Raw genomic sequence first — 23,815 nt, forward strand, 5'->3', positions numbered from 1 at the left:
GCGGACGAGACCGACTCGTCGAACCGGCTCAATAGCCGGCCCGTTTTCCGTTATCGAACGCTAGTTCCGTAGCGGCACGTACGCGAACCCGAGGATCGCCAATGCGGTCACGACAAATCCGAAACCCGGAGTCTCCGATTCCGTCTCGTCATCTGTCGTGTCGGCTGATACGCCGTCTTGTTCGTCCCCCTGGTCAGCAGTATCATCGGACCCACCGGCTTCATCGCTCTCCTCGTCAGAATCGACTGCTGTGGTATTTTCTCCAGTAGGTGTATCTACGGCTGTTTCGTTCCCGTCGGTGGCCGTTTCGTTCCCCTCGCTTTGTTCTTTATTCTCGCCGTCGCTGTCGTCACTGCCCGAACTGCTGCTTGAGCTGTCGTCACTGCCCGAACTGCTGCTTGAACTGTCGTCACTGCCCGAACTGCTGCTTGAACTGTCAGATCCACGGCTTCCTGTTCCGCTCTCGGACTGGAGTTCTTCGACGCCGGTAGCGAGCGTTTCTACGGACTCGATGACACTACGGGGGGCGGGCTGATTGAGATAGTTATTATCTAAGACCACGTAGTTGTTATGTACACCCGCGCTGGTGCTGGCATACGGTTCCTGATCGAGAATCGATGGGTTTGACTCCGTTACGATGATCAGTTCAGGATCCGTTCGGAGAACTACTTCGTCTGAGAGTACTGGATACCCCGAACCTTCTGTGGCAGCGACGTTATTGGTGCCACCGATGTGCATAATTTCATTGATGAATGTCTCGTCGGCAGCGACATAACCGCCACCGAGCGGATAGAGTGCAGCAGGGCGACGCAGATCGGAGGTCCGATTCTCAACGTCGGCCACGGTGTCGTTCATCTCGTCGTTGATATTTGCGGCCGCTTCGCAGTTGCCGACGAGGCGACCCGTCCGTTCCGTCTTCGCTGCGATGTCGTCGACGTCAGTTGCCTCCGAGAAATGGTAGACCGTGAGGTTCTGTCCGCGGAGGGTCTCTGCCGTGCCCGCCGATGACGCGTTCGGGACGAGCACGAGGTCCGGCTCAGTGGCGACGACGCGCTCGACGCTGACGCCGAACCCTTCGCTCGAGACGTTCGTTTTGTTGTCAGTCCCGTTCAGATACCCGGCGAATTGGGTGACACCCACGACCCGATCCCGTGCGCCGATCTCCCAAAGCGTCTGAGCGGCAGACGGATTCGTCGTCGTGATCCGATCTGGACGCTCATTGAGCGTGATATTCGTCCCCGTCGCGTCTGTCACGTTAAGCGGGAACCCACACGTGTTACCGCCATCAGTCGCTTCCTCTCCGTTGCTCTCCGTTTGAAGTTTTTCGACGGCAGTTGCGAGGCTCTTCGTCGACTCGATCACACTACGGGGTGCAGGTTGGTTGAGGTAGTCCTCGTTCATTACTACGTAATTCCCCTGACTACCCGCCGTCGTACTGGCGTATGGCTCTCGATCGAGAATAGCGGCCTCCGAATCGGTTACCAGTATAAGTTCGGGATCTGTTTTAAGAATCACCTCGTCGGAAAGTTGCGGATATCCGTCTCCCTCTGAAGCAGCAACATTGATCGTCCCACCGATGTCCATCATTTCGTTGATGAAGGTGTTGTTAGCAGCGACGTAACCACCGCCCAGTGGATAAAGCGCACCAAGACGGTCGAAATCAGCGGTCTGATTCGTAACGTTAGCCACAGTCTCGTTCATCTCGTCGTTGACCTCAGCGGCCTCGTCGCAGTTGCCGACGAGGCGACCCGTCCGTTCCGTCTTCGCTGCGATGTCGTCGACGTCAGTTGCTTCCGAGAAATGGTAGACCGTGAGGTTCTGTGCGCGGAGATCATCGACCTGGCCGGCCGACGCATTGGGTGCCAACACGAGATCGGGTTCAGTTGCAACCACCTTTTCGACGCTCACGCCGAATCCGGCCGAGACGTTCGTTTTGTTGTCAGTCCCGTTCAGATAGCCGGCGTATTGAGTTACACCCACGACCCGGTCCTGTGCGCCGATCTCCCAAAGCGTCTGAGCGGCAGACGGATTCGTCGTCGTGATCCGATCTGGACGCTCATTGAGCGAGATGTTCGTCCCCGTTGCATCAGTCACGTTGAGCGGAAAATCACAGGTACCGCTGCTCGCCGTCTGTAGTGGTTCGTGACCGTCGACATCGGTGGACGGTGCGTTATCTGTTGACTGTTCGAGCTCTGCTCCTACTGATTCCGCTCCGGCGGCGGTTCCGGGGGCGCCGACAAGTGCCGTCACCACGAGTACCGCCAGTAGAATTGCACGCGAATTCTGCACACTTGGACGCAGAACCTTTACAATATAAATTTGATTATTGAAATCCTACTTGCCTAGATTATACAGCGGCCAAAGGAGTGTACCAAACGAGGTATTTTGTCCACCTGGCGAAGCCGGTGATCGGCGGATCGGATCGCCTCTATCTCGGGTTGTGAACAGCCCGCCAGTGCTAGCCGGATGAATCTGGTGCTGGTCGGAGATGCCGAGCAAAATACCATCGACTCCGTGAACGCTCTCGAGGGAGCGTTTTCACTCACCGGAGCGGACAGAGGAGTCGAGTGTTGGGAGGTCGACTCCAGACGGAACCGCATGACCACGGAGACGCGCGGTTGCGACGCAATCCGAATCAACCACGGCGGAGCGGTGCTGTGGTGCCGGAGCTAACGCTGTGTTAGGGTTAGTCCGTTCCAAAACGGATGCGGGAGAAGTGGGCCGGCACGAATTTGAATCGTGGTTACGGCCACCCGAAGGCCGAAGGATACCAAGCTACCCCACCGGCCCGCATTCTCAGGAAGGCCGCTCGTTCTTTTAACCTTTCCGAAAATCGGGAACGATCGGTCGTCGATCGGACCGCGACCCCACACCGAACGACCGACTCACGCCTCGAAGTACCGATCGCGGTGGGCCCGACAGCCGGGGTTGAACGGGGCCTCGCAGCGGGGGCAGGCATCGTCGTCGGGGTTCGCCCGACTGTCAGAGGCGCGGTGCGCCTCGCTGTCGCCGGAGAGGTACTCGCGGGCCGAGAGCGTCGCGCCGCAGACGCCACAGCGGACCGCCGGCTCGTCGAACCGATCGCGGGGCCACGGCTCGGCCTCGTGGTCGGCCGCGGCGTCGTGGCACGCGTCGCACGGGTAGTACACCTCACAGCAGCCGAACCGGAGCGCGATCACGTCGACGGGGTCGTCCCAATGGGCACAGCGCGTCTCGGGACCGACGGCGACGCCCCGGAGCGGGACCGCGAACCGGTCGTCGGTCGCGGGCGCCGTCGTCGTGCGGCGGTCGTCAGTAGGAGGCGTACCCATCGGTGTCGAGCCAGTTGTGGACGACGGAGACGGCGTGATCGGCGTGGAGACGTTTCGGCCCGACCCGCACGCGGCGCTCCGCGCGGTCCGCGAGCAGATCGCGCTCCGCCGGGGCGAAGTCGTTGTGATCGGAGAGCACGAACACGGGGTCGCTCGGCGGCGCGGCGTCGACGAGGGGGTCGCCGTCCTCGTGGAGTTGGACGAGGGTCGGGTCGGTGGAGGCCCCTGCGGCGCCGGACGCGTCGAGCAGCCGATCGAGCGTCGCGTCGAGCCCCATCCGGCGGAGCTCGACGCCGGGCGAAACGTCCGCCGGCATGTGCCCGATAGCGTCGTCGCGCGCGTCGAGCGCGTCCCGGATCCGCGCGGCGACGTTGCGCTCGTCGGGGTGCAGATGGCGGAGGCTGTCCGCGTCGAAGGTGATCGTGAACGCGTCGGCGCCGACAGCGGGGCGCTCCGCGCCTCCGTCAGTCGGGCTTCGCCCGACGACGAGGTGAACCCGAACGGCCTCGCGGATCCCGTGCGAGAGGAAGACGCCGGCGGCGACGCACCGACAGAGGAGGTCGAGCCGGCCCGCGCCGGGGAGGTCCGAGAGCGATATCGCGTCCGGGTCGGCGGGCACGTCGTGGCCGATGACGACGAACTGGCGCATACGCGGCGGTCGCCCCCGACACTCATAAGCGACCCGACCGGAGGGAGCCCATGAGCGTCACCGGGATCTGTCAGATCTGCGAGGCGGCACCCGCGCGCCACGGCTGTCCGCGGTGCGGTCGCGCGGTCTGTGCTGACCACTGGAACGCCGCCGCCGGGGCCTGCACGGCGTGCGCGAAGGGCCCCCAACAGTGACGCCGACGACCGCCTACCGGTGCCGGTTCAGCCGCTTTTTCAGTCGCTTCGCGGCGTCGCCGGCGGCGCCGAAGTAGGTCGCTTCGTCGCCCGGTCGGCTCGACTCCTCGCCGGCGAAGATGATCCCGCGAGACGAGTTGACGAGCCCCACGCCGACGGGGGCGTCCGGGCGGTCCGCGAGCCCGTGCTCGACCGCGGCCTCCGCGTCGCCGCCCTGTGCGCCGACGCCGGGGACGAGGAAGGGGATCTCCGGGACGATCTCGCGGACCTCGGCGAGCTCCTCGGGCGCGGTCGCGCCGACGACGAGCCCGACGTTGTCGTTCCCGTTCCACACGTCCGCGAGCGCGGCGACGCGCTCGTAGAGCGGTTCGCCGGAGGCGAGTTCGAGGTCCTGCAGGTCACTGCCGCCCGGGTTCGAGGTGCGACAGAGGACGAACACGCCCTTCTCCTCGCGGTCGAGGAACGGCTGGAGCGAGTCGCGCCCGAGGTACGGGTTCACCGTGATCGCGTCCGCGCGGTCGAGCGCCTCGGCGTAGCGTCGGGTCGTGTTGCCGATGTCGGCGCGCTTGGCGTCCAGCAGGACCGGCACGTCCTTGCCGTGGGCGTAGGCGATCGTCTCCTCGAGCGCGCGCCAGCCGTCGGCGTCCTCGTAGAACGCCGCGTTCGGCTTGTAGCAGGCCGCGTGCTCGTGGGTCGCGTCGATGATCCGGCGGTTGAACGCCCACCGCGGCAGGTCGGCGTCGGCGACGGCGTCGGGCAGTCGGCTCGGGTCTGGGTCGAGTCCGACCGAGACGACGCTGTCGGTCGATTCGATCCGGTCCCCGAGCGTCTCGAAGAAGCTCATGGCCGCCACTGCGTCCGGGGACGCGCTAAACGTTGCGTTCCGCTCGGGGGTCGCGCGTCAGCCGCGTCGGCCGCCCGCGCACCCGTCCCCGGCGCTCATCGCGATCGTCCCGCAAAGGTACCGCTCCTTCGTCACCGTCGCCGCGCCGTCGGCGAGCGCCCGATGTGCCCCGGTCGTCCGGGAGCCGAGCTGACCGAGCGGGTCGCCGCCGCTCACGTCGAACAGCCGGCCGTTCAGCCAGACGAACGCGGCGAGGGCGGCGTTCGCGGGACGGCTTCCCCGCGACGCGAATGCCGCGACGCCGTCGCTGAACTGAGGTGTCGTGTGCATGAGCGTGAGCGGTGAACCGACGGTCCCGTCTCGATCGGTGGCGACCGACGATCCCGGCGCATTCGGCTACCGCCCCCGTATCCGCCGTTTCAGCCGCCGCATTGCGCGACCCGCCCGCCGCCCGAGCGAGAGCGCCGCGAACGCCCCCCGGACGAACCACTCGGTCGGGACGCGCTCGGGGAACGTGAGCGGCCCGACGCGCGAGACGCCGATCGTCCGGGAGTCGATGTACCGGCGGATCCCCTCGGGGCCGTGGCGGCGACCCAGCCCCGAGTCGCCGAACCCGCCCATCGGCGCGTCCGTCGCCCCCCACGTCGCGAGGAACGCGTCGTTGACGTTGACGGTGCCGCAGTCGATCTCGCGGGCGACGTCGACTCCCCGGTCGCGGTCGCCCGTCCACACGCTCGCGTTGAGCCCGTGCGGCGAGTCGTTGGCGGCCGCGATCGCGGAGTCAGTGTCGGGGACGGGTGCCACCGAGACCACCGGCCCGAACGTCTCCTCGCACGCGGCGGTCGCGTCCGGGTCGACGTCGGCGAGGACCGTCGGCTCGTAGCAGTAGGGCGCCACGTCGGGGCGGGCGCGGCCGCCCGTCAGCACGGTCGAGCTGCGCTCCCGGGCGTCCTCGACGTGGCTCTGCACGCGATCGAGCTGGGCGGCGTCGATGAGCGAGCCGACCGCGGCGTCGTAGTCGTAGCCGGTCCCCAGCGTGAGCCGCTCCGTCTCGCGAACGAAGGCGTCGACGAACGCGTCGTACAGCGGCTCTGCGACGTAGATCCGCTCCGCCGACAGACAGAGCTGTCCCGCGTTCGAGAAGCAGGCCTGAACCGCGCCGCGGGCCGCCTCGTCGACGTCGGCGTCGTCGAGGACGACGAGGGGGTTGTTGCCGCCGAGCTCCAGCGAGCAGTCGACGAGGTTCCGCCCCGCGCGCTCGGCGACGACCCGACCGGTCTCGGTGCTGCCGGTGAACGCGACGTGGTCGACCGCGTCGACGAGCGCGGGCCCGACCGTCGACCCCTCGCCGGTGACGACCTGAAAGAGGCCGTCCGGGAGCCCCGCCACCTCCAGCAGTTCGCCGAGTGCGAGGGCGCCGTACGGGGTCTTCTCGTCGGGTTTGCACACGACCGCGTTGCCGGCGACCAGCGCGGGGAGCGCGTCCGCCATCGACAGCGTCAGCGGGTAGTTCCACGGCGAGATCACGCCGACGACGCCGACCGGATCGTAGGTGACGGTCGCGGTCGTGACCCCCGGCGCGACGCTCGCCCGCCGCTCGTCCGCGAGGACGCCGGGCGCCGTCTCGGCGAGGTAGCCGCAGCCCGTCGGCACGTCGAACAGCTCCTCGACCGCGGTCCGGCGCGACTTCCCGGTCTCGATCTGAAGGAGATCGAGCAGCTCCTCGCGGCGGTCGAGCACGAGATCGCCGAACCGGTCGAGCACCGCCGCGCGCTCTCTCGCGGGTGTCGCCGCCCACTCCGCCTGCGCCTCGCGGGCGCGCTCCACCGCGGCGTCGACGGTGTCCGTGTCGCAGGCCGGCACCGACCCGATCCGCTCGGCGGTCGCCGGGGCGAACACGTCGAGCGCGGCGTCAGCGGTACCGCCGTCAGCGGTATCGCGGTCGCCGCCGGCGCCCGCGGCGTTCGCGGAGTTCGCGCACGCCACGCGGTCGGCGAGGTCGTCGAGGCGCCGCGCCGCGAGGGTCGGGGCGTCGTCGAGCGCGGCGGGGGGATCCGTCGGGGACATCTGATACGGGACGGACGGTCGGACGAGGGAAAGCCGTGCCGGTGGGGTGGACAGCCCGCGAAGCGGGAAGTCACGCTCCCGGCTCTCCGGAGTCGCCTGGCCCCCCGACCGGGTCCGCCGCCGTGTCGTCCTCGGAGAGCATGTCGATCACTTCGAGCAGCAGCGAGACGACGAGCGGGCCGACGATGATCCCGACCGCGCCCACGGTGAGGATTCCGCCGACGAACCCGACGAAGTACAGGCCGGGAGAGATCTTCCCGGTCCAGCCTGCGAGCCGGGTCCGGATCACCGCGTCGGGGACGAAGGACACCACGACGAGCCCCAACACCAACACGCCGATCGCTCGCCCGGTCTCCCCGAGGAGAACGTCTCCCGTGGCCAGGGTGACGACGAGGACGCTCGGGCCGACGACGGGGATGAACTGGAGCACGCCGGCGATAACGGCCAGCAGGACCGGCGACCCGTACCCCAGCGCCCAGAACACCGCGAACGCGAGCGCGAACGTCCCCGCCGCCGTCGCCGCCTGCAGGACGTAGATCGAGTACAGCGTCTCTCGCGTCCGCCTGTGAAGTCGTTCCGGGATGTCGTGATACTCCGCGGGAACGACGCCGAAGACGGCCGCTCCGACCGCTCCCGGTCGATAGAGGATGCCGTACACGAGGAACGTGAACACGACGAGCTCCAACACGAGCACCGGCGCCGCGCTCGCGACGGCGAGCGCGACCTGCCGGATCCACGTCTCGGCGGCCGCGACGAACGGCGCGATCTCGACGGTCGTCTCGAAGCCGCCGGCGCTGATCGGGACGACATCCGGGATCCGCCCGACGAGGTCGATCAGGTCCGAGCGCCGTCGGTACAGCGAGTACAACAGCGGCGCCACGAGGAGCGTGGCGCCGGCGAATGCGACGCCGGTGGCGACGACGCACGCGATCCGGCGAGACACCCCCCGTTCGACGAACAGCTGACGGACCGGATAGAGGACGTACGCGACGGTGACCGCGAAGACGACGGTCCGGAGCACCTCCGCCAACACCACCGCCGCGAGCGCGGCCAACGCGACGAGCAGCGTGCCCAACAGTCGCCGCCGCTTGAGAACCATGCCGGTGTCTCGCATCCGCCGACAAAAGTCGTTGCGATGGTGGCGTTTCGCGGGATCGGTGCCCCGGAACCGACGCTCGCCGTCGCACCCCCGCCCTGTGGAAATCGCCACGAGGGACCGTAGCACATAACCTCGCGCCACCCTCACGTCGGGTATGCGCATCGATCCGTTCGGCCTCGAACGCTGGTTCGCGGAGTACGAGCACGAGGCCGACATCATGTTGGCCGAGAGCGGGATCCGGTCGCTCGACGCGAGCCGGTTCGACCTGGATCCGGGCCGGCTCGACTACGTCATCCCGACGAACGGCGACCCCGGGTTCCGCGCGTCGGTGGGCGACCGCTACGGTCGGAGCGCCGACGAAGTGTTGTTCACCTGCGGCACGCAGGAGGCGAACTTCCTCGCGTTCCTCTCGCTGCTCGGCGACGACGGCGGCGTGGGGGGAAGCGGCGACGGGGAGGTCGGCTCCGGGACGCACGCGGTCGTCGTCACGCCCACGTATCAGGCCCTCCACGCGGTGCCCGAGGCGTTCGGGGAGGTGACCCGCGTCGAACTGGCGCCGCCCGAGTGGGAGCTGGACCCCGAGGCGGTCGCCGACGCCGCCCGCGACGACACCGCCGTGATCGTCGTGAACAACCCGAACAACCCCACCGGCCGGTACCACGACGAGGCGGCGATGCGAGCCGTCTACGACGTCGCCGTCGAGCACGACGCGTACCTCCTCTCGGACGAGGTGTACCGCCTGCTGGCCGAGGAGCCGCAGCCGCCGGTCGCGAGCTTCGGCTCCCACGGGATTTCGACGACGAGCCTCACGAAGGCGTACGGGCTCGCCGGCCTCCGGTTCGGCTGGATCGCCGGCCCCGAGGCGGTCGTCGACCGCGCGTGGCGCTGGAAGGATTACACCACGATCTCGCCGAGCCTGTTCGGTCAACACGTCGCGAAGCAGGCGCTCGGTCGGCGCGAACCGCGGATCCTGGAGGAGAACCGCGAGCTAGCGGCCACCAATCGCGCGATCGTCGCCGACTGGCTCGACCGCCACGACCTCGACTGGTACGACCCCGTGGGCGTCAACGGGTTCGTGACGGTGCCCGACGGCTTCGACGACGGCGAGTCGTTCTGTCGGGCCGTCGTCGAGGAGGAGAGCGTCGTGCTCGCGCCGGGCGGGCTGTTCGGCTTCCCGGGCCGGTTCCGGATCGGGTTCGGCCTCCCGACCGCGACGCTCGAGGAGGGGCTCGCCCGCGTGAGTCGCGTCATCGAGGGCGCAGAGGGGGGTGCCTGAGATGGGCTTTTTCAGCGACATCAAAGACGACGTGGTCGGGTTCGTCCGCGACCCGACCGACGAGCAGAAGGCGCTGTTCGTCGCGGTCGTCGTCATGATCATCGCCGACCGCGCGCTCTGGTGGATCGACTTCCCGTTCGTGGTTCGGACGACCGCCGCGGTCGGCGTCGGCTTCATCGGCCTCTTCGTCGCCAGCTACCTCATCACCGGGCAGTTCGTCCCCCCGGACGGTAACGCCGACGAGGAGGAAGAGTACGTCGACGAGATGGACCCGTAGCCGACCGACTCACCGGACCGATCCCAGTCCGCCCCGCACAACGCCGTTCCAAACCGTTTATACCCGCGCCGGGGAAAGTAGCGCTCATGCCGCGAGAGCAGAAGCAGGTTCGCGAACTGCAGGAGGGAAGCTACGTCATGATGGACAGCTCGCCCTGCAAGATCAACCACTACAGCACAGCCAAACCCGGGAAACACGGGAGCGCGAAGGCGCGCGTCGAGGGCAAGGGCGTCTTCGACGAGAAGAAGCGCTCGCTCTCGCAGCCGGTCGACGCGAAGGTCTGGGTCCCGATCATCCAGCGGAAGCAGGGCCAGGTCGTCTCCGTCTCCGGAAACGACGCCCAGGTCATGGACCTGGACACCTACGAGACGTTCACCATGCGCATCCCCGAGAACGAGGACTTCTCCTCGGACGACAACATCGAGTACCTGGAGTACGAGGGCCAGCGCAAGGTCGTCGGGTAATCGAAGCCGATGTTTCCGGGAGCGACGGCGGACCGCGACGCCGCTTCGTACGTGGTCGTCGGCGCTCCCTTAGACGCCACGACCACGTTTCAGCCGGGCACCCGGTTCGGACCGGACCGGATCCGGCGATTCGCCGAGACCTACGACGACTACGACCAACGAACGGAGAGCCGCTTCTCCGCGCTCGGCGTCCGTGACGCCGGCGACGTGCGCCCGTGGGACGACGTGGCGGCGTACCTCGATCACCTCGCCGCCGAGCTGCGGAGCGTCACCTACGACGACGCCGTTCCCCTCACTCTCGGGGGCGAACACACCGTCACGCACGCCGGGGTCGAGGCGGTCGATCCCGACGCGCTCGTCGTCTGCGACGCCCACCTCGACCTGCGCGACGCCTACGACGGCAATCCGCTGAGCCACGCCTGCGTCACCCGGCGCGCGCTCGACGACCTCGGCGTCGAGCGCGCCGTGATCGTCGGCGCGCGCACCGGCTCCGAGGAGGAGTGGGACCGCGCGGCCGCCGCCGACGTGACGGTCGTCCCGCCGGAGGACGCCCGGGCGTGGGTCGACGGGCTCGGCGCGGACGCGTTCGAGGACGAGTCGGTGTACTGCTCGATCGACATCGACGGGCTCGACCCCGGCTTCGCGCCGGGAACCGGGACGACGGAGCCGTTCGGGCTCGCCCCGAGAGAGGTTCGCGATCTCGTCCGCGCGGTCGCGCCCGTCGCGGACGGGTTCGACGTGGTCGAGGTGAACGACCGCGACGACGGGCAGGCGGCGGCGCTGGCGGGCAAGCTTCTCCGAGAGTTCGTACGGTCGCACGCGGCGGCGCTCGACGACTGACCCCGAGCTACGACAGCTCCGAGAGCCGCCGTCGTACCGCGGTCACCGCCTCCACGGCGTCGATCCACTCGCGGGGGTTCGTACACCAGATGCGGTCGCCCTCGACGCTGACGCAGAACACGGACTCGCTGGACGGGGCGAGCGTGACCCGGTCTACGTCGGAGCGGTCGCCGAGGTAAGAGTCGATCAGGCGTCGAGCCGTCTCCGCCTCCGACCGGAGGCGACTGCCCGCGGCGTACTCGATGGCGATCTCTGCCATATCCCCAATAGAATCTACATAATTAATAACTACTGTCTTCTGGCAGCGCTTGCGAGAGTTCGGCCCGAGCCGACTGGGATCCCCCTCATCGCCCGTCGTAGACGGTCTCGCCGTCGACGACGGTCATCGCCACGTCGATGTCGCGGATCGCCGCCGACTCCGCCCACGGCGACGAGTCGAGGGCGACGAAGTCGGCGCGCTTGCCGGGCGCGACCGTGCCGAGCCGGTCCTCGTCGAACCCCGCGTACGCCGCCCCGCGGGTGTACGCGCGCAGCGCCTCGGTCACCGTGAGCCGCTGCGCCTCGGCGGGGGCGTTGACGGCGTGGTGGACGCCGAGGAGGGGGTCCATCGGCATCCCGTCGGAGCCGAACGCGAGGTGGACGCCCGCGTCGAGCATGTCGCGGTAGCGGTTCGTCTCGGTCCGCCGGTCCCCGAGCCGGGCGTCGTAGAGCCCGTCGTCGCCCGCCCACTTGAGGAAGTTCGGCTGGACGCTGGCGACGGCGCCCGTCCGCGCGAGCCGCTCGATCGCGCCGTCGTCGGCGAGTTCGACGTGTTCGATGCGATGGCGGGCCGCCTCGGGGTCGGTGTGGGAGTCGCCCTCGTAGGCGTCGAGGACGGCGTCGATCGCCTCGTCGCCGATGGCGTGGGCGGTGAACTGATAGCCGGCCGCGGTCGCGTCCGCGACCGTCGCCGCCAACTCGTCCGGGTCGACGACCCACTGGCCGGTCTCCTCTGGCGCGTCCGCGTACGGCTCGGAGAGCCGCGCGGTCCGTCCGCCGAAGCTCCCGTCGGTGTACGACTTGATCGCGCCGGTCTCGACCATGTCGCTTCCGGCGTTCGTCGACAGGCCCACCTCTCGCAGGGCGTCGAGGTGGTCGCTCCAGTAGTTGATCCGGACGCGCGCGGTCAGATCGCCGTCGGCGTCGAGGTCGCGGTAGACGCGCGGGGCGTGGGAGTTCCGCACCATGTCGTGAAACCCCGTGATCCCCTTCGCGGCGCAGTCGTCGAGCGCGGCCGCCACGACCTCGCGGGTCGCCGACGGGCCGGGCTCGACCGCCTCGTAGATCGGGTCGATCGCGCTCTCGAGGAGGACGCCCGTCGGCTCGCTCCCGTCGCCCGTCGGCACGGTCTCGTCCGGGACACCCGCCAACTCGTCCGCGAACCGGTCGAGCGCGACCCCGTTGACCGCGGCGACGTGCATGTCCTCGCGAAACGCCGCGACCGGGCGATCCGTCGAGACGCGGTCGAGGTCGGCGCGAGTCAGGTAGCGGGCATCGTCCCACGTCGACTCGTCGTAGCCGTAGCCGAGCACCCAGTCGGTGGCGGGGTCGTCGGAGCCGTCGCCCGACGCGTCCGAGTCGCCGCTCTCGACCTCCTCGGCCCGCTCCGCCAGCAGATCGACCGCCTCGCTCGGCGAGTCGGCGGCGGAGAGGTCGGCGTGGACGAGGTAGCGCCCGACCGTCGTCAGATGGGTGTGCGCGTCGACGAAGCCGGGGAGGAGCACGCGGCCGTCGAGGTCGATCACCTCGGTGTCGACCCCTTCGAGGAACCGGAGCTCGTAGCTCCGGCCGAGGCGGACGACTTCGCCGTCCCGCACGGCGACCGCCTCGTGCGTCTCGTCGGGGGTCGCGAGCGTGTGTATCTCCCCGTTTACGAACAGTCGGTCCGCGGCGTCGGTCATGAGCGATTCCGGGAGTGGGAGCGTGTTAACCGTTCGGGAAACGGCGACCGATTTATTCGGTGACGGATCGAAGCTCCACGCGTGTACGACCGAATACTGCTCCCCACGGACGGCAGCAAGGGCGTCGACCGCGCGATCGACCACGCGATCGACGCCGCCGAGCGCTACGACGCGACCCTCCACGTGCTGTACGTCGTCGACAGCGACGTGGTCAACGCGTACTCCGGCGACGAGTTCGTCGACGGATCGGAGGGCGCCTCGGAGACGCTGGAGGAACGCGGCCGCGAGGCGCTCGACGAGGTGGCGTCCCACGCCGCGGACGCGGGCGTCGAGACGGTGACCGAACTGGTGTACGGCGTCCCCCACGAGGCGGTCCTCAGCTACATCGACGACGAGGACATCGATCTGACGGTGATGGGGTCGAAGACCCGGTCCGGGGATTACCGCCGGATGCTCGGCTCCGTCACCGAGCGCGTCTCGCGGCAGTCGACCGCGCCGGTGAGCATCGTGAAGACGACGGTCTCCGAGTAGGCCTGGACCGACGACGGGCGTCGCGCCCCTCCTCACCGATCACCGCCGATATGTGTGAGGGGGTTCAAGCGGGTGTATGGCGCCATCGCACGTCCTCGTCCCACTCGACGGATCGCCGCTAGCCGACGAGGCGCTCACGCAGGCGCTCGAACTCTTCGACTGTCGGGTGACGGTGTTGAACGTCGTGACGCCGATCGACGCGGCGATGAGCGAGGGCGGCGTCCTCGAACCCGGCGCAGAGCGTCGCGAGGCCGCCCGCGACCGCGCCACCCGCGTCGTCGAACGGGCGAAGGAGCGGGCTACGGAGGCCGACAGACCGGTCGAAACGGTGGTCGAAACCGGCGACGCGGCCGAAACCATCCTGGAGTACGTCGCGGAGCACGACGTCGACCACGTCGTGATGGGCGGGCACGGCGGTGAACGCGGAGAGCTCGCTCGGCGGCTGCTCGGGACCGTGGCGACGACCGTCGTCAGCGAGGCCCCGGTAACCGTGACCGTCGTCCGCTGAATCGGCTCACTTTATCCGCCGAGCACCGCGGCAAACGCCTTGTAGAGCCCGAATCCGATCGCGATCGAGGCGACGAGCGTGATGAGCCAGAACGCGAGCGTGACGCCGATCTTCCGGCGGGAGACCCCCGCCGAGCCGCCGGCGAGTCCACCGCCGATGACGCCGGAGATGATGATGTTGTTGAACGAGATCGGGATCCCGAGTGCGATCGCCAGCTGCGCGATGATGAATCCGGGGACCAGCGCGGCGATCGAGCGCCTGACTCCCAGCTGCGCGTACTCGCGGGAGGTCGCTTGGAGCAGCTTGGGTGCCCCCATCCACGCGCCCGCGAGGATGCCGACCGCACCGAGCGCGAGCAGGACGATGCTCGGCAGTCCGAGCTCGACCCCGTAGAGGTTCTCGAGCGGCCCGGTCGCCAGCCCGACCTGACTGCCGCCGCTGGAGAAGGCGACGACGCTCCCGAGGACGATGAGGAACGTCCGGATCCCGCCCTCGACAGACGCCTGCGTCCGCCGGCGAATGACCAGGAACCACGCCGCGGCGGCCGCCAGCGTGACGAGCGCCACCACGGGGTCGACATCGGCGACCGTCGGCGGCCCCACCCGTCGCGCGATAAACCCCGCGACGGAGCTCTGGGTCGCGTCGGGCGGCGAGGGGATGACGCCCAGTTGGACGTTGGCGATGATGCCGCCGACGACCGCCGCGAGCAGCGGGACGCCGACCGTCTCCGGAATGTCGTCGCGTCGGAGGATGGTGGCGGTGAGGTAGGCGAGCCCCCCCGACACGGGCGGGACGAGCACCCAAAAGAGCGCGATGCGGCGGTAGGTGTCGATCGCGGGATCCCCGCCGAGCGAGAGCCCGACGCCGACCATCGCGCCCGTCGTCGCGAACGCCGCCGGGACCGGATAGCCGGTGTAGACGCCGAACGCCATGAAGCCGGTCGCGGTCAACAGCCCCGCCGTCGCCGCCAGCGACGTTATCTGGACGCCGTTGATGAGCCCCGCACCGACCGTCTCGGAGATCGCGCCGCCCTGGGTGAGCGCGCCGAGCGCGGCGAGGATCCCGATGAGGAACGCCGCTCGCATCGTCGAGATGGCGTTGGCCCCGATCGCCGGCGCGAACGGTGGCGAGTTGCTGTTCGCGCCGAGCGCCCACGCCGTGGCGAGGCTGGTGAGCGTCGCCAGCACGACGAGCGCCCAGAAGAGGGCTCCCGCCACGCTCAACGCCCTCCGCTAACGGGAGTTCGAGCCATGATACCCACTTGAACGGAGGCGGTGATTAAACGTTCCCCACGCGCCCGGCGCTGCGACGCGTCGCTCCGGACGCGTGATGCGCCGATCCGGACACGCACTCCGAAACGGGCGTTCGAACGCGGTGAATGCGGTGAACGCGGCGAACGCGGGCGGTTCATCGGACACGGCTCGGATCAGATCGCGCCGAGCGACCGGTCGAAGGGGACGCCGACCGCGTCGGTGACGCCGGCGAACGGAAGTACCGCCAGCACGAGCACCGCCGACGCCCACGCGATGACGCCGATGATCCCCGTGTGGACCCACGAGGCCCCGTAACGCGCCCGGATGACCCAGATCCACGCGAGAAGGGGGATGACATCGCCGATCAGTGGGACCCACGAGAGGAAGAACGCGGCGACCCCCCAGACGATCGCACCGACGAGCGCCGTGAACACCGCGTGGCCGTAGTCGCGCGTCCCGGTGACGACCGCGGCGGCGATGAAGATGGCCAGCCCGCCGACGAGCAGGCCGACGGCGAACGTGACCGCCGATCCGATGAGACTCATGGAGACGGGTTTCGAGGCGAGCCACTTGGGGGCGTCGGCGCCGGGAGCGGCGTCCGTCCGCCCGCTTTGCCCGCCGTGCCGCGACGCGTTCGCCTCACGGCCGGGGGCCTTGACTCACCTCTCAGAGCCGCTCCCGCACGTCGCCGGCGACCGCCGACAGCGCCGCCTCCGCGGCGTCGACGCGGTCGGCGAGGCTACAGAACCCGTGCGCCATCGCCGGGTAGTGCCGGTGTTCGACCGGTGTCCCCTCGCGGTCGAACCGCTCCGCGAGGGCGACGCCGTCGTCGCGGAGGGGGTCGAAGCCGGCGGTGACGACCGTCGCGGGCGGGAGGGCGCCGAGGTCGGCGGCGCGGAGCGGCACGGCGAAGGGGTTGCGCGCGTCGACCGGGCTCCGGAGGTACTGGTCGAAGAACCACCGCATATCCGCGCGGGTGAGGAGGGGCCCGTCGGCGTTCTCGCGGTACGAGTCGGTCTCGAAGTCGCGACCCGCGATCGGGTACAGGAGGAACTGCCCGGCGATCTCGGGGGGTGCGGTCCCATCGGGCCCCTCCCCGGCGGGGTCGCCTCCGAACTCGCGAGCGTGCAGCGCCGCCGCGAGCGCGAGCGTCCCGCCGGCGCTGGTCCCGGAGACCCCGAGCCGCTCCGGGTCTCCGCCGAACGTCGCCGCGTTTCGCGCGCCCCACGCGACGGCCGCGGCCGCCTCCTCGACCGCCACGGGGAAGGGGTGCTCGGGGGCGAGCCGGTAGTCGACGGAGACGACGACGGCGTCCGCGCGCGTCGCCAGTTCGCGACACGGCCCGTCGATCGAGTCGAGCGTGCCGAGGGTCCACCCGCCGCCGTGGAAGTGGACGAGGGTCCGGGTCGGCGGCGTCGATTCGTCGATCGCCGCCTCCGGTCGGTACACCCGCGCCGGCACCGCGCCGTGGGGGCCGTCGAACGCGAGGTCCCGCACGTCGGCGACGGGTGGCTCGGGGTCGCCGGAGAACACCTCGTCTTCGACGCGCCTCGCCGCGTCGACTGAGAGTTCGTGCCACTCGGGGAGTCCGAGGGCCGCGATCTCGTCCACGACGGCGGCGATCTCGGGGTCGAGTTCGTCCGCGCGCATGGCGGACGCAGGCGGTGCCCCTTTGTAAGTCGGTCGGCAATGTCCGCCGATGGACGTCCGGCTGACCTACGAGGACGGGACGATCCGGGTCGCCGCCCGCGGCGGCGACGACCCCGACGGCGACGCCTTCGCGTCGCTCCCGCCGCTTCCGGGCGTCGAGAGCGATCCGCGGTCCGGGACGGGGCGCGCCCCGGCCTACCGCTACGCCGCGATCCGCCGGGCCTTGGCCGTCGCCGGGGCGACCGTCGAGGACCGCGTGCTGGACGCGAGCGACCGGGTCGCGGAGGCCGCGGGGCTCGACGGGGGGCTCGCGACCGACTACGACCTCCGGGAGTACCAGCGCGAGGCGCTCGACGCGTGGCGCGACGCCGGCGATCGGGGCGTGCTCGAACTGCCGACCGGGGCCGGCAAGACCGTGATCGCGATCCGCGCGATGGTGGAACTGGGCGTGCCGACGCTCGTCGTGGTGCCCACCGTCGACCTGCTCGACCAGTGGCAGCGGGAGCTTGAGGCCGAGTTCGACGTGCCGGTCGGGCGGTTCGGCGGCGGCGAGCAGCGCCGGGAGGCGATCACGGTGTCGACGTACGACTCGGCGTACCTGAAAGCCGAAGACGTCGGCGACGCCTTCGAGTTCGTCGTCTTCGACGAGGTTCACCACCTCGGCGGCGAGGGGTACCGCGACGTGGCGCGCCTGCTCGCGGCGCCGGCGCGGCTCGGGCTCACCGCCACCTTCGAGCGCCCCGACGGCGCCCACGAGACCGTCGCGGAGCTGATCGGGGACCGCGTGTACGCGCTCGACGTGGACGACCTCGCCGGCGACCACCTCGCCCCGTACGACATCCGCCGGATCGAGGTGGAGCTGACGCCCGACGAGCGCGAGCGCTACGACGAGAAGCAGGGCACGTTCGTCGAGTACGTCCGGGACGCCGGGATCACGTTCACGAGCGGGAGCGATTACCGGGAGCTCGTCAAGCGCTCGGGCAACGACCCGGCCGCCCGCGAGGCCCTCCTCGCGAAGCAGGACGCCCGCGAGATCATGATGAACGCGCGTCGGAAGGTCGCCCGCCTCGAATCGATCCTCGACCGCCACCGCGACGACCGGGTGATCGTCTTCACCGCCCACACCGACCTCGTCTACCGGCTCTCCGAGCGGTTCCTGTTGCCGGCGATCACCGCCGAGACGGGCGCGAAGGAGCGCCGCGAGATTCTGGAGCGCTTCCGCGAGGGGACGTACGGCCGGGTCGTCGCCGCCAACGTCCTCGACGAGGGCGTCGACGTGCCAGACGCCAACGTCGCGGTCGTGCTCTCGGGGTCGGGCAGCGAGCGGGAGTTCACCCAGCGGCTCGGGCGAGTGCTCCGTCCGAAGGAGGACGACGGCCGGGCGATCCTCTACGAGGTCGTCAGCGCGGAGACCGCGGAGGAACGGGTGGCGAGCCGACGGCGGTAACGGGCGACGGCGGCCGGCCGAGTCACTCCGTATTCCGTCCGCGCCGAAACTCACGGATCCCCACCAGCAGATACAGCGCGCCGACGAGCCGGAGGACGGAATCGAACCCGCCGCTCCACGCAACCGCGTCCGGGTCGTCGTAGAGGACCCGCACCGCGATTTCGCGGTACGCTCGGGGGACGGCGAGGAGCAGGGCACCGAACGCCCCGGTGACGTACATGGTCCACGCGTAGGCGCGACCGCCGATCAGGGATATCGCGACGATGGCCGCGCCTTCGGCCCGAAGCGCCGCGGCGATCCCCGGTCTCGGTTCGACCTCGTCCGGGTTGTCGACGGCGAGACGCTCGAACGCGGCGACGATCCGGTCCGGGGCCAGCGCGGTGAGTCCGCCGAGGAGGCCGATGATCGCTCGGAGCATGGCCGAAAAGACGCGCCGAGGCCAGTTAGCTGTACCTTCGGTTCTATCGCTGTGAGAAACGCGGCGTCAGTCGTCGTCCATGTCGAGCGAGCGCTTCTCGCCGAGCTCCTCCTCTAAGCTTCCGCGCTCCCAGCTCCGAACGGCGTCGCCGTCGACCTCGGCGCGAAGCTTCTCCTCTAAGAGGTTGACGGCGACGCTGTTCGCGCCCTCCGGAATGATCAGGTCTGCGTGTTTCTTCGAGGGCTCGATGAACTGCTCGTGCATCGGCTTCACCGTCGAGAGGTACTGATCGATGACGCCCTCCAGGTCGCGACCGCGGTCGATCACGTCCCGGCGGATCCGCCGGAGGATGCGCACGTCGGCGTCGGTCTCGACGAACAGCCGGAGATCCATCATCTCGTTTATCTCCTCGTCGTACAGCGCGAGGATCCCTTCGAGCACGATGACGTCCGTCGGCTCGACGGTGACGCGCTCCTCCTTCCGGTTGTGGATCTCGAAGTCGTACTGGGGCATCTCCACCGACTGCCCCTCTAACAGGGCTTCGAGGTGCGCTCGGAGCAGTTCCCACTCGAACGCGGAGGGGTGGTCGTAGTTGACCGACTGACGCTCTTCGAAGTCGAGATGCGAGAGGTCCTCGTAGTAGTTGTCCAGCGGGATGCGGGTGACGCTGTCGCCGAGATCGCGGGTGACGAGCCGGGAAACGGTCGTCTTTCCCGCACCGGTCCCCCCCGCGATCCCGATCACGAACGAGGGAATGGTCATACCACCCGCTCGGGCGCCGGAGGGTTTGAAGCCTCCTTTTCGTCGCCGTCAGCCTGTGCGATCGCGAGCCGCCTGCCCCCGGCGAGCGGTCCGCGCTCCTCGGCGCCTCCCGCGTTTTCCGGACCGATCGGCACTCTACGCGAGGAATACGTATAACGATATCGGGGGCACCTTTTAGCCGTTCGCTACGGAATCACGGCTCATGCGAACAAATACCACAGTTCGAGACGTGATGCACCGCGAGTTCCTCGGGGTGAGCGAGTCGGATTCGTTGCGCGACGCGGCGGCGCTGCTGGTCGACGAGGGGACGAACTGCCTCGTCGTCCTCCGGGGCGGCGAGCCGGTCGGTCGGCTGGGCTGGCAGGAGGCCCTCGGATCGCTCTTGGACGAAGGGCTCGCCGACGACCCCACGGTCGGGTCGGTCATGGGGCCGCCGCTCCCGGCGGTGGCGCCCGACGACGCGCTCGCCGCCGTCGAGGAGCGGCTCGTCGCCGAGGGAGCCGAACGCGTCGTCGTCGTCGAAAACGACGAGGCGGTCGGCGTCGTCACCGCGGGCGACGTGCTCGCCGCCGGCGCGCCCCGGAGCGGCGACGGGGTCCGAGATCCCCTCAGCGACGAGGAAGCGACCGGAGAGCCCCGGCGCGGTGACGCCGCGATGGCGGGGGCGGACGGCGGCGTCGACCGCGCCGTCGAGGCCGCGTCGACCGACGCGTCCGGCTCGCCGACGCAGGGCGTCTGCGAGAGCTGCGGGGCGCTCGTCCCCGACCTCGTGAGCGCGAACGGACAGGCGGTCTGCCCGGAGTGCCGCGAGGTGTGACGCGACACCGCTCTGTTTCACCGTCTGTTCTCTCGCCGATTCCGCGCCGCCCGCCGCCCCGCCGGTAGGCTCAAACGCCCAGCGTGCCGAAGGTCGAACGAATGGCCGACAGCGACAGCGTGCGCGTCACGCCAGCCGCCGCCGCCGACGTCGACCCGGTCACCGACCTGTGGATCGCGCTCGCGGAGAGCCAGCGGACCCACGGGTCGACGCTGCTCGCGGAGGGAAACCGCGCCGCGGTCCGCGAGTGGGTCGCGCGCTCGGCGGTCACCGGTGAGCTCCTCGTCGCGCGCGGCGGCGGCGAGGACGGCGAGGCGGGCGGCGACCCGGTCGGGTTCGTCGGGTTCGCGCTCGATCACGGCGGCTACGAACGCGACCGCACCCGCGGCGTCGTGAGCAACCTGTTCGTCGTCCCCGAACGCCGAGGCGAGGGGATCGGCGGCGACCTGCTCGACGCCGCCGAGCGAGCGCTCCGCGAAGCGGGCGCCGAGACCGTCGCGCTGGAGGCGCTCGCGGCGAACGACCGCGCCCGCGAGTTCTACGCGGAACGGGGGTACGAGCCGCACCGCGTCGAGCTGACGAAATCGCTGACGGCCGGCGACGAGATCGGTGGTGACGCGGAGGGGAACGACGACAGCGAACCCGACTGACCGCGGCCCGGCGGCGCGGCGGTGCCGGACGGTCCGTCACCTTCGCGGAAAGCGACACGCACTCATAGGAGGACCGAGTACGCCAGCCTGCGCCAGGGGAGCATGGGCGGTTCATGCACTCGACTTGTAATCGAGACTTCCGGGGTTCAAATCCCTGCCCTGGCTTGAAACGATTCGTTCAATCTCCCCCGCTAAAGGGGAGTTCGCACCTGATACGACTAGTGTCCACCCCAATAAAATGGGGTGTCGCGCGAGCCGGACAGTGGCTCCGCGCGCCAGCGGCAACGAAGGGGGGTGGCCGTAGTGACCGACCCGGACGACCTCTTCGAGCAGCTCGACGAGGCCGAAGCGGTCACTGATGATCAGACGGACTCTATCGAAACGACGGTCGAACAGACGGAAGCGGACGCACTCCGGTCGGATGCGGATACGACAGCCAACTCAACCACATCCACGGAGCCACGGCGACGAATCGTTAACCCTCGATACATTGCTAGATGTCGATTCTGTCGGTGTAAATTCAAACAACACCGTATCGCGGTGAGGCATGAGGGCAGGTGCGACGCTGAAGCAGTCTCACAGTGTCGATACTGCCGCGAGACGCATACCCGAGACGACGACCCGCCGCACCATCTCAAGACGTGTAAGGCGTACAAGCGCGCTGAAGAACGTCTCGAAGAGGGTGAGTCGGAACCGACCAACACTGACGAAGCCACCGAGGCGACCGACCCTGGTGACGAGCACTTCGCCCGTACGTTCATCGACCCCCAGCCTCACGAGTTCCATGCCTATCTCAAATGGAGCTGTGAGGATCTCGTTAACCCGCTCCGATCGTACTTCGGCCTACGCTCCCTCCAGGGAGAGCATGACTTCGAGCAGCACGGGCAACTCAGGACGACAGCCGAAATCGACGGGTCCGAGTGGAACGTTGAGTTCGCATTCAAATCTTCCGGGCTTGCCCCGCGTGACGCCGAGAACTTCCAGCTGGAAGAGGTAAGGGAGTATCTTGTATACGTGTATCCGAAGGGCTACGATTCGTGGGGTGCCGCTAAGTCAGAAGCGCGGAAGCGTGCCTACTTTCGTATATCCCCTCGCTGGCCGGGCATCGAGACGAAAGAAGGTAACAAATCGATGTCAGACACCGGTTTGGAAGGGTACAACGTAGAGGTTGAGGGCTCTTACTGGAATTTCAGACAGTACCCAACGGTGCTCCGGCAGTCGCTCGATGCGCTCGCAACGCGTCAGGGATTCCGGTTCAACAGTCCCACCCCCATTTACCCAGCCGACTTCGACGAAGACCGGCTCCATAGTTCGTCGAATATCATCGACGCGGAGCTGTACGTCAGAGTGCTCAAAGGGGAGACTGGCGAGGTCATCGCGTACGACGGGACGCTTCACGAGATATCCCTGTTGCTCGCCGGTGATCGAGAGGGGTACACGAAGTCGGTCCGTGACGACCGGGAGTGTCCTGGTTACTATCATACCGCGACCATCGACTCCCGTCGTGCCGGTGAGTTAGTCGGTAGTCACGAGCTAGCGAAGGAGTTCAAACACTATCATATGCGAAACCCCGACGCCGTCAAGGGGACAGCGCTCGAAAACCCAAAAATTGGTGTTTCCTTCCAGCACTCGATCCACGACGGCACGCTGTATTGGAGAGACCTCGACACGCTCGTCACCGAACTCGACGAGGCGCTGTTGAATGTTCTCAACTGGTCGAACATTCCTACTCGTCCGGACGGGCAGATGTTTGTTGAGGACGACTACTTCGAGGTAATTGGGTCTCGTCGGTGGCGGAAGATCCTTCCCGATCGGTTGCCCCGAATTGAGACCAAACAAGACGATCAGATCTTCGGGACGGCGACGCAAATGAACGAGACGGACACAGAGTTAGTCGAGACGCTGCTCACAGACGGCGGAGAGACGTCGCCGAAAGAGTTGGCACGTTCCATTGGCGTTCATCTCGATACTGTCTATCGCGCTCTCAAGCGGCTCTCTCCGCTCGTGGATCATACCTACGGAGAGGTTCAAATCGGATCAAAATACATCGCCCAAGAACTGACGGGCTACATTGATTCAGTGTCCGACAGCATCAAGTCCGGTCTTGAGAATGCGCTTGACGGGCTCACTAGAGCGGAGGCTCACGGCGGTGACGACGACCCGTGGAGTCGGTGGCTCGACAAGTACGGCGGAGAAATCAGCCGAACGGAGGGGCCGGATCCAGACACGCTTGACATCGGATTCCAGCCTGATTCCCTCGCTGAGGCGCGTCGGCTCCTCCGGAGTGGGGCGAGCCAGTGGTCGAAAGTGACGGGCGAGGACCTTCGGCAGTTCGCGTTCGAGTTCGCACCGAAGATCACTCTCGTGGACGGTCGCGTATACGAACCCCGTCGCTTTGCCGACGCGTTAGGAAAGCCCGGATAGCACGGGGGCTCCTGAGAGGCATCACTATCGATTTGGTCGTTTAGAGGGTTATTTTGCTGCTTTTCGCCGGGTGTTCGCGAGCGGTTCGCTGATGATGTGATCTCTGAGCGTCCGCACCGTTTCCCTCACAGTCGTAACTTCGAGGTGGGGTACCCAACTCTCAGTTACGTGTGTGGCTAAGGAGCCACTGGGAGAAACCACTGCCTCGCTTCGCTCGGCAGATTACAGCAGAAACGCAGGGGGTCGGCGCGCCTGACTCGGCGCGCCTCGGCACATCTAAATTTACTGTGAACACAGACACGTATGGGCATTATTAAGTATAACCGAGAAAATCTAAACTTAGTGAGCAGGACTAATTCCTGTAAGCAAAGGGCATAAGATCGTGGCAAATGCC

At 68.1% G+C, this 23,815-nt stretch carries 24 protein-coding genes and 2 tRNA genes; 11 read left to right on the top strand and 15 right to left on the bottom strand.

Features of this window, described 5'->3' with window-relative positions; all coding sequences use genetic code 11:
• Window positions 1–60 precede the first annotated feature (60 nt).
• The 8 genes from ACT4MF_RS02285 to ACT4MF_RS02320 form a co-directional block, all read right to left on the bottom strand.
• Window positions 61–2,289, bottom strand: a complete 2,229-nt coding sequence (locus ACT4MF_RS02285) for a PGF-CTERM-anchored ABC transporter substrate-binding protein (protein ID WP_444681608.1) — start codon at window positions 2,287–2,289, stop codon at window positions 61–63.
• 428 nt (window positions 2,290–2,717) lie between these two features.
• Window positions 2,718–2,790 (bottom strand) — tRNA-Pro (locus ACT4MF_RS02290).
• 95 nt (window positions 2,791–2,885) lie between these two features.
• Window positions 2,886–3,311: a CHY zinc finger protein gene (locus ACT4MF_RS02295; RefSeq protein ID WP_444681609.1), complete on the bottom strand. Its 426-nt coding sequence runs from the start codon at window positions 3,309–3,311 to the stop codon at window positions 2,886–2,888.
• Window positions 3,292–3,960, bottom strand: coding sequence for a tRNA (pseudouridine(54)-N(1))-methyltransferase TrmY (gene trmY, locus ACT4MF_RS02300; protein WP_444681610.1), 669 nt, complete (start codon window positions 3,958–3,960; stop codon window positions 3,292–3,294). The genes ACT4MF_RS02295 and trmY overlap by 20 nt, the downstream gene beginning before the upstream one ends.
• 207 nt (window positions 3,961–4,167) lie before the next feature.
• On the bottom strand, window positions 4,168–4,998 hold the full coding sequence (gene pyrF / locus ACT4MF_RS02305; protein WP_099255330.1) for an orotidine-5'-phosphate decarboxylase: 831 nt from the start codon (window positions 4,996–4,998) through the stop codon (window positions 4,168–4,170).
• A gap of 57 nt (window positions 4,999–5,055) precedes the next feature.
• A complete protein-coding gene (locus ACT4MF_RS02310) occupies window positions 5,056–5,328 on the bottom strand; it encodes a hypothetical protein (RefSeq protein WP_444681611.1) in 273 nt (90 codons plus the stop codon).
• A 66-nt stretch (window positions 5,329–5,394) separates the two neighbouring features.
• Window positions 5,395–7,065 carry a succinic semialdehyde dehydrogenase gene (locus tag ACT4MF_RS02315; protein ID WP_444681612.1) on the bottom strand — a complete coding sequence of 557 codons (1,671 nt, stop codon included), beginning with the start codon at window positions 7,063–7,065 and terminating at the stop codon, window positions 5,395–5,397.
• Window positions 7,066–7,135: 70 nt separating this feature from the next.
• Window positions 7,136–8,164, bottom strand: coding sequence for an AI-2E family transporter (locus ACT4MF_RS02320; protein WP_444681613.1), 1,029 nt, complete (start codon window positions 8,162–8,164; stop codon window positions 7,136–7,138).
• A gap of 154 nt (window positions 8,165–8,318) precedes the next feature.
• Between ACT4MF_RS02320 and ACT4MF_RS02325 the strand changes: the two genes are divergently transcribed.
• From ACT4MF_RS02325 to speB, 4 genes are all read left to right on the top strand, one after another.
• A complete protein-coding gene (locus ACT4MF_RS02325) occupies window positions 8,319–9,440 on the top strand; it encodes an aminotransferase class I/II-fold pyridoxal phosphate-dependent enzyme (RefSeq protein WP_444681614.1) in 1,122 nt (373 codons plus the stop codon).
• Between the two features lies 1 nt (window position 9,441).
• Complete coding sequence (locus ACT4MF_RS02330) at window positions 9,442–9,717, top strand: hypothetical protein (protein ID WP_099255334.1); 276 nt, start codon at window positions 9,442–9,444, stop codon at window positions 9,715–9,717.
• An 86-nt stretch (window positions 9,718–9,803) separates the two neighbouring features.
• Window positions 9,804–10,181, top strand: coding sequence for a translation initiation factor IF-5A (locus ACT4MF_RS02335; protein WP_099255335.1), 378 nt, complete (start codon window positions 9,804–9,806; stop codon window positions 10,179–10,181).
• A 9-nt stretch (window positions 10,182–10,190) separates the two neighbouring features.
• Complete coding sequence (gene speB / locus ACT4MF_RS02340; protein WP_099255336.1) at window positions 10,191–11,021, top strand: agmatinase; 831 nt, start codon at window positions 10,191–10,193, stop codon at window positions 11,019–11,021.
• Window positions 11,022–11,028: 7 nt separating this feature from the next.
• Here the strand turns inward: speB and ACT4MF_RS02345 are convergent, their stop codons facing one another.
• Window positions 11,029–11,280, bottom strand: coding sequence for a SelT/SelW/SelH family protein (locus ACT4MF_RS02345; protein WP_099255337.1), 252 nt, complete (start codon window positions 11,278–11,280; stop codon window positions 11,029–11,031).
• Between the two features lie 85 nt (window positions 11,281–11,365).
• Window positions 11,366–12,961, bottom strand: coding sequence for an amidohydrolase (locus ACT4MF_RS02350; RefSeq protein WP_444681615.1), 1,596 nt, complete (start codon window positions 12,959–12,961; stop codon window positions 11,366–11,368).
• 81 nt (window positions 12,962–13,042) lie between these two features.
• Between ACT4MF_RS02350 and ACT4MF_RS02355 the strand changes: the two genes are divergently transcribed.
• Both ACT4MF_RS02355 and ACT4MF_RS02360 read left to right on the top strand, forming a co-directional pair.
• The gene (locus tag ACT4MF_RS02355; RefSeq protein WP_099255339.1) at window positions 13,043–13,492 is read left to right on the top strand and encodes a universal stress protein; all 450 of its coding nucleotides are present in this window, start codon (window positions 13,043–13,045) and stop codon (window positions 13,490–13,492) included.
• A gap of 76 nt (window positions 13,493–13,568) precedes the next feature.
• Complete coding sequence (locus ACT4MF_RS02360; RefSeq protein WP_099255340.1) at window positions 13,569–14,000, top strand: universal stress protein; 432 nt, start codon at window positions 13,569–13,571, stop codon at window positions 13,998–14,000.
• Window positions 14,001–14,011: 11 nt separating this feature from the next.
• Here ACT4MF_RS02360 and ACT4MF_RS02365 read toward each other — a convergent pair whose 3' ends face one another.
• The 3 genes from ACT4MF_RS02365 to lipP1 form a co-directional block, all read right to left on the bottom strand.
• Window positions 14,012–15,217: an inorganic phosphate transporter gene (locus tag ACT4MF_RS02365; RefSeq protein ID WP_444681616.1), complete on the bottom strand. Its 1,206-nt coding sequence runs from the start codon at window positions 15,215–15,217 to the stop codon at window positions 14,012–14,014.
• Window positions 15,218–15,426: 209 nt separating this feature from the next.
• On the bottom strand, window positions 15,427–15,798 hold the full coding sequence (locus ACT4MF_RS02370; RefSeq protein WP_444681617.1) for a hypothetical protein: 372 nt from the start codon (window positions 15,796–15,798) through the stop codon (window positions 15,427–15,429).
• A 121-nt stretch (window positions 15,799–15,919) separates the two neighbouring features.
• Window positions 15,920–16,903, bottom strand: a complete 984-nt coding sequence (gene lipP1, locus ACT4MF_RS02375; protein WP_444681618.1) for a LipP1 family hormone-sensitive lipase — start codon at window positions 16,901–16,903, stop codon at window positions 15,920–15,922.
• 49 nt (window positions 16,904–16,952) lie between these two features.
• On the opposite strand from lipP1, the gene ACT4MF_RS02380 reads away from it, so the two are divergent.
• Entirely contained in the window at window positions 16,953–18,350 is a 1,398-nt protein-coding gene (locus ACT4MF_RS02380) for a DEAD/DEAH box helicase family protein (RefSeq protein ID WP_444681619.1), read from the top strand.
• A 22-nt stretch (window positions 18,351–18,372) separates the two neighbouring features.
• Here ACT4MF_RS02380 and ACT4MF_RS02385 read toward each other — a convergent pair whose 3' ends face one another.
• Together ACT4MF_RS02385 and udk are read right to left on the bottom strand one after the other, a co-directional pair.
• Window positions 18,373–18,768 (bottom strand): hypothetical protein, encoded by a 396-nt coding sequence (locus ACT4MF_RS02385; protein ID WP_444681620.1) that lies wholly within the window; start codon window positions 18,766–18,768, stop codon window positions 18,373–18,375.
• A 66-nt stretch (window positions 18,769–18,834) separates the two neighbouring features.
• Complete coding sequence (gene udk, locus ACT4MF_RS02390; protein ID WP_099254326.1) at window positions 18,835–19,530, bottom strand: uridine kinase; 696 nt, start codon at window positions 19,528–19,530, stop codon at window positions 18,835–18,837.
• A 202-nt stretch (window positions 19,531–19,732) separates the two neighbouring features.
• Here udk and ACT4MF_RS02395 point away from each other — a divergent pair, with 202 nt between their 5' ends.
• The 4 genes from ACT4MF_RS02395 to ACT4MF_RS02410 all read left to right on the top strand — a co-directional run bounded on the left by ACT4MF_RS02395 (window position 19,733) and on the right by ACT4MF_RS02410 (window position 23,421).
• A complete protein-coding gene (locus tag ACT4MF_RS02395) occupies window positions 19,733–20,347 on the top strand; it encodes a CBS domain-containing protein (RefSeq protein WP_099254327.1) in 615 nt (204 codons plus the stop codon).
• Between the two features lie 101 nt (window positions 20,348–20,448).
• Window positions 20,449–20,997 carry a GNAT family N-acetyltransferase gene (locus ACT4MF_RS02400; RefSeq protein ID WP_444681621.1) on the top strand — a complete coding sequence of 183 codons (549 nt, stop codon included), beginning with the start codon at window positions 20,449–20,451 and terminating at the stop codon, window positions 20,995–20,997.
• Window positions 20,998–21,088: 91 nt separating this feature from the next.
• Window positions 21,089–21,162: transfer RNA gene (locus ACT4MF_RS02405), tRNA-Thr, on the top strand.
• Window positions 21,163–21,300: 138 nt separating this feature from the next.
• On the top strand, window positions 21,301–23,421 hold the full coding sequence (locus tag ACT4MF_RS02410) for a DUF7845 domain-containing protein (RefSeq protein WP_444681622.1): 2,121 nt from the start codon (window positions 21,301–21,303) through the stop codon (window positions 23,419–23,421).
• Window positions 23,422–23,815 lie beyond the last annotated feature (394 nt).

It is taken from the genome of Halorubrum sp. FL23 (genome assembly GCF_052439115.2).
GTDB lineage: Archaea > Halobacteriota > Halobacteria > Halobacteriales > Haloferacaceae > Halorubrum > Halorubrum persicum.

What these genes read in the sequence shown, in the direction of transcription:
- ACT4MF_RS02295 (WP_444681609.1), bottom strand. Translation starts at nt 3,311, where the DNA reads ATGGGTACGCCTCCTACTGACGACCGCCGCACGACGACGGCGCCCGCG.
- trmY (WP_444681610.1), bottom strand. Translation starts at nt 3,960, where the DNA reads ATGCGCCAGTTCGTCGTCATCGGCCACGACGTGCCCGCCGACCCGGAC.
- pyrF (WP_099255330.1), bottom strand. Translation starts at nt 4,998, where the DNA reads ATGAGCTTCTTCGAGACGCTCGGGGACCGGATCGAATCGACCGACAGC.
- ACT4MF_RS02310 (WP_444681611.1), bottom strand. Translation starts at nt 5,328, where the DNA reads ATGCACACGACACCTCAGTTCAGCGACGGCGTCGCGGCATTCGCGTCG.
- ACT4MF_RS02315 (WP_444681612.1), bottom strand. Translation starts at nt 7,065, where the DNA reads ATGTCCCCGACGGATCCCCCCGCCGCGCTCGACGACGCCCCGACCCTC.
- ACT4MF_RS02320 (WP_444681613.1), bottom strand. Translation starts at nt 8,164, where the DNA reads ATGGTTCTCAAGCGGCGGCGACTGTTGGGCACGCTGCTCGTCGCGTTG.
- ACT4MF_RS02325 (WP_444681614.1), top strand. Translation starts at nt 8,319, where the DNA reads ATGCGCATCGATCCGTTCGGCCTCGAACGCTGGTTCGCGGAGTACGAG.
- ACT4MF_RS02330 (WP_099255334.1), top strand. Translation starts at nt 9,442, where the DNA reads ATGGGCTTTTTCAGCGACATCAAAGACGACGTGGTCGGGTTCGTCCGC.
- ACT4MF_RS02335 (WP_099255335.1), top strand. Translation starts at nt 9,804, where the DNA reads ATGCCGCGAGAGCAGAAGCAGGTTCGCGAACTGCAGGAGGGAAGCTAC.
- speB (WP_099255336.1), top strand. Translation starts at nt 10,191, where the DNA reads ATGTTTCCGGGAGCGACGGCGGACCGCGACGCCGCTTCGTACGTGGTC.
- ACT4MF_RS02345 (WP_099255337.1), bottom strand. Translation starts at nt 11,280, where the DNA reads ATGGCAGAGATCGCCATCGAGTACGCCGCGGGCAGTCGCCTCCGGTCG.
- ACT4MF_RS02350 (WP_444681615.1), bottom strand. Translation starts at nt 12,961, where the DNA reads ATGACCGACGCCGCGGACCGACTGTTCGTAAACGGGGAGATACACACG.
- ACT4MF_RS02360 (WP_099255340.1), top strand. Translation starts at nt 13,569, where the DNA reads ATGGCGCCATCGCACGTCCTCGTCCCACTCGACGGATCGCCGCTAGCC.
- ACT4MF_RS02370 (WP_444681617.1), bottom strand. Translation starts at nt 15,798, where the DNA reads ATGAGTCTCATCGGATCGGCGGTCACGTTCGCCGTCGGCCTGCTCGTC.
- lipP1 (WP_444681618.1), bottom strand. Translation starts at nt 16,903, where the DNA reads ATGCGCGCGGACGAACTCGACCCCGAGATCGCCGCCGTCGTGGACGAG.
- ACT4MF_RS02380 (WP_444681619.1), top strand. Translation starts at nt 16,953, where the DNA reads ATGGACGTCCGGCTGACCTACGAGGACGGGACGATCCGGGTCGCCGCC.
- ACT4MF_RS02385 (WP_444681620.1), bottom strand. Translation starts at nt 18,768, where the DNA reads ATGCTCCGAGCGATCATCGGCCTCCTCGGCGGACTCACCGCGCTGGCC.
- udk (WP_099254326.1), bottom strand. Translation starts at nt 19,530, where the DNA reads ATGACCATTCCCTCGTTCGTGATCGGGATCGCGGGGGGGACCGGTGCG.
- ACT4MF_RS02395 (WP_099254327.1), top strand. Translation starts at nt 19,733, where the DNA reads ATGCGAACAAATACCACAGTTCGAGACGTGATGCACCGCGAGTTCCTC.
- ACT4MF_RS02400 (WP_444681621.1), top strand. Translation starts at nt 20,449, where the DNA reads ATGGCCGACAGCGACAGCGTGCGCGTCACGCCAGCCGCCGCCGCCGAC.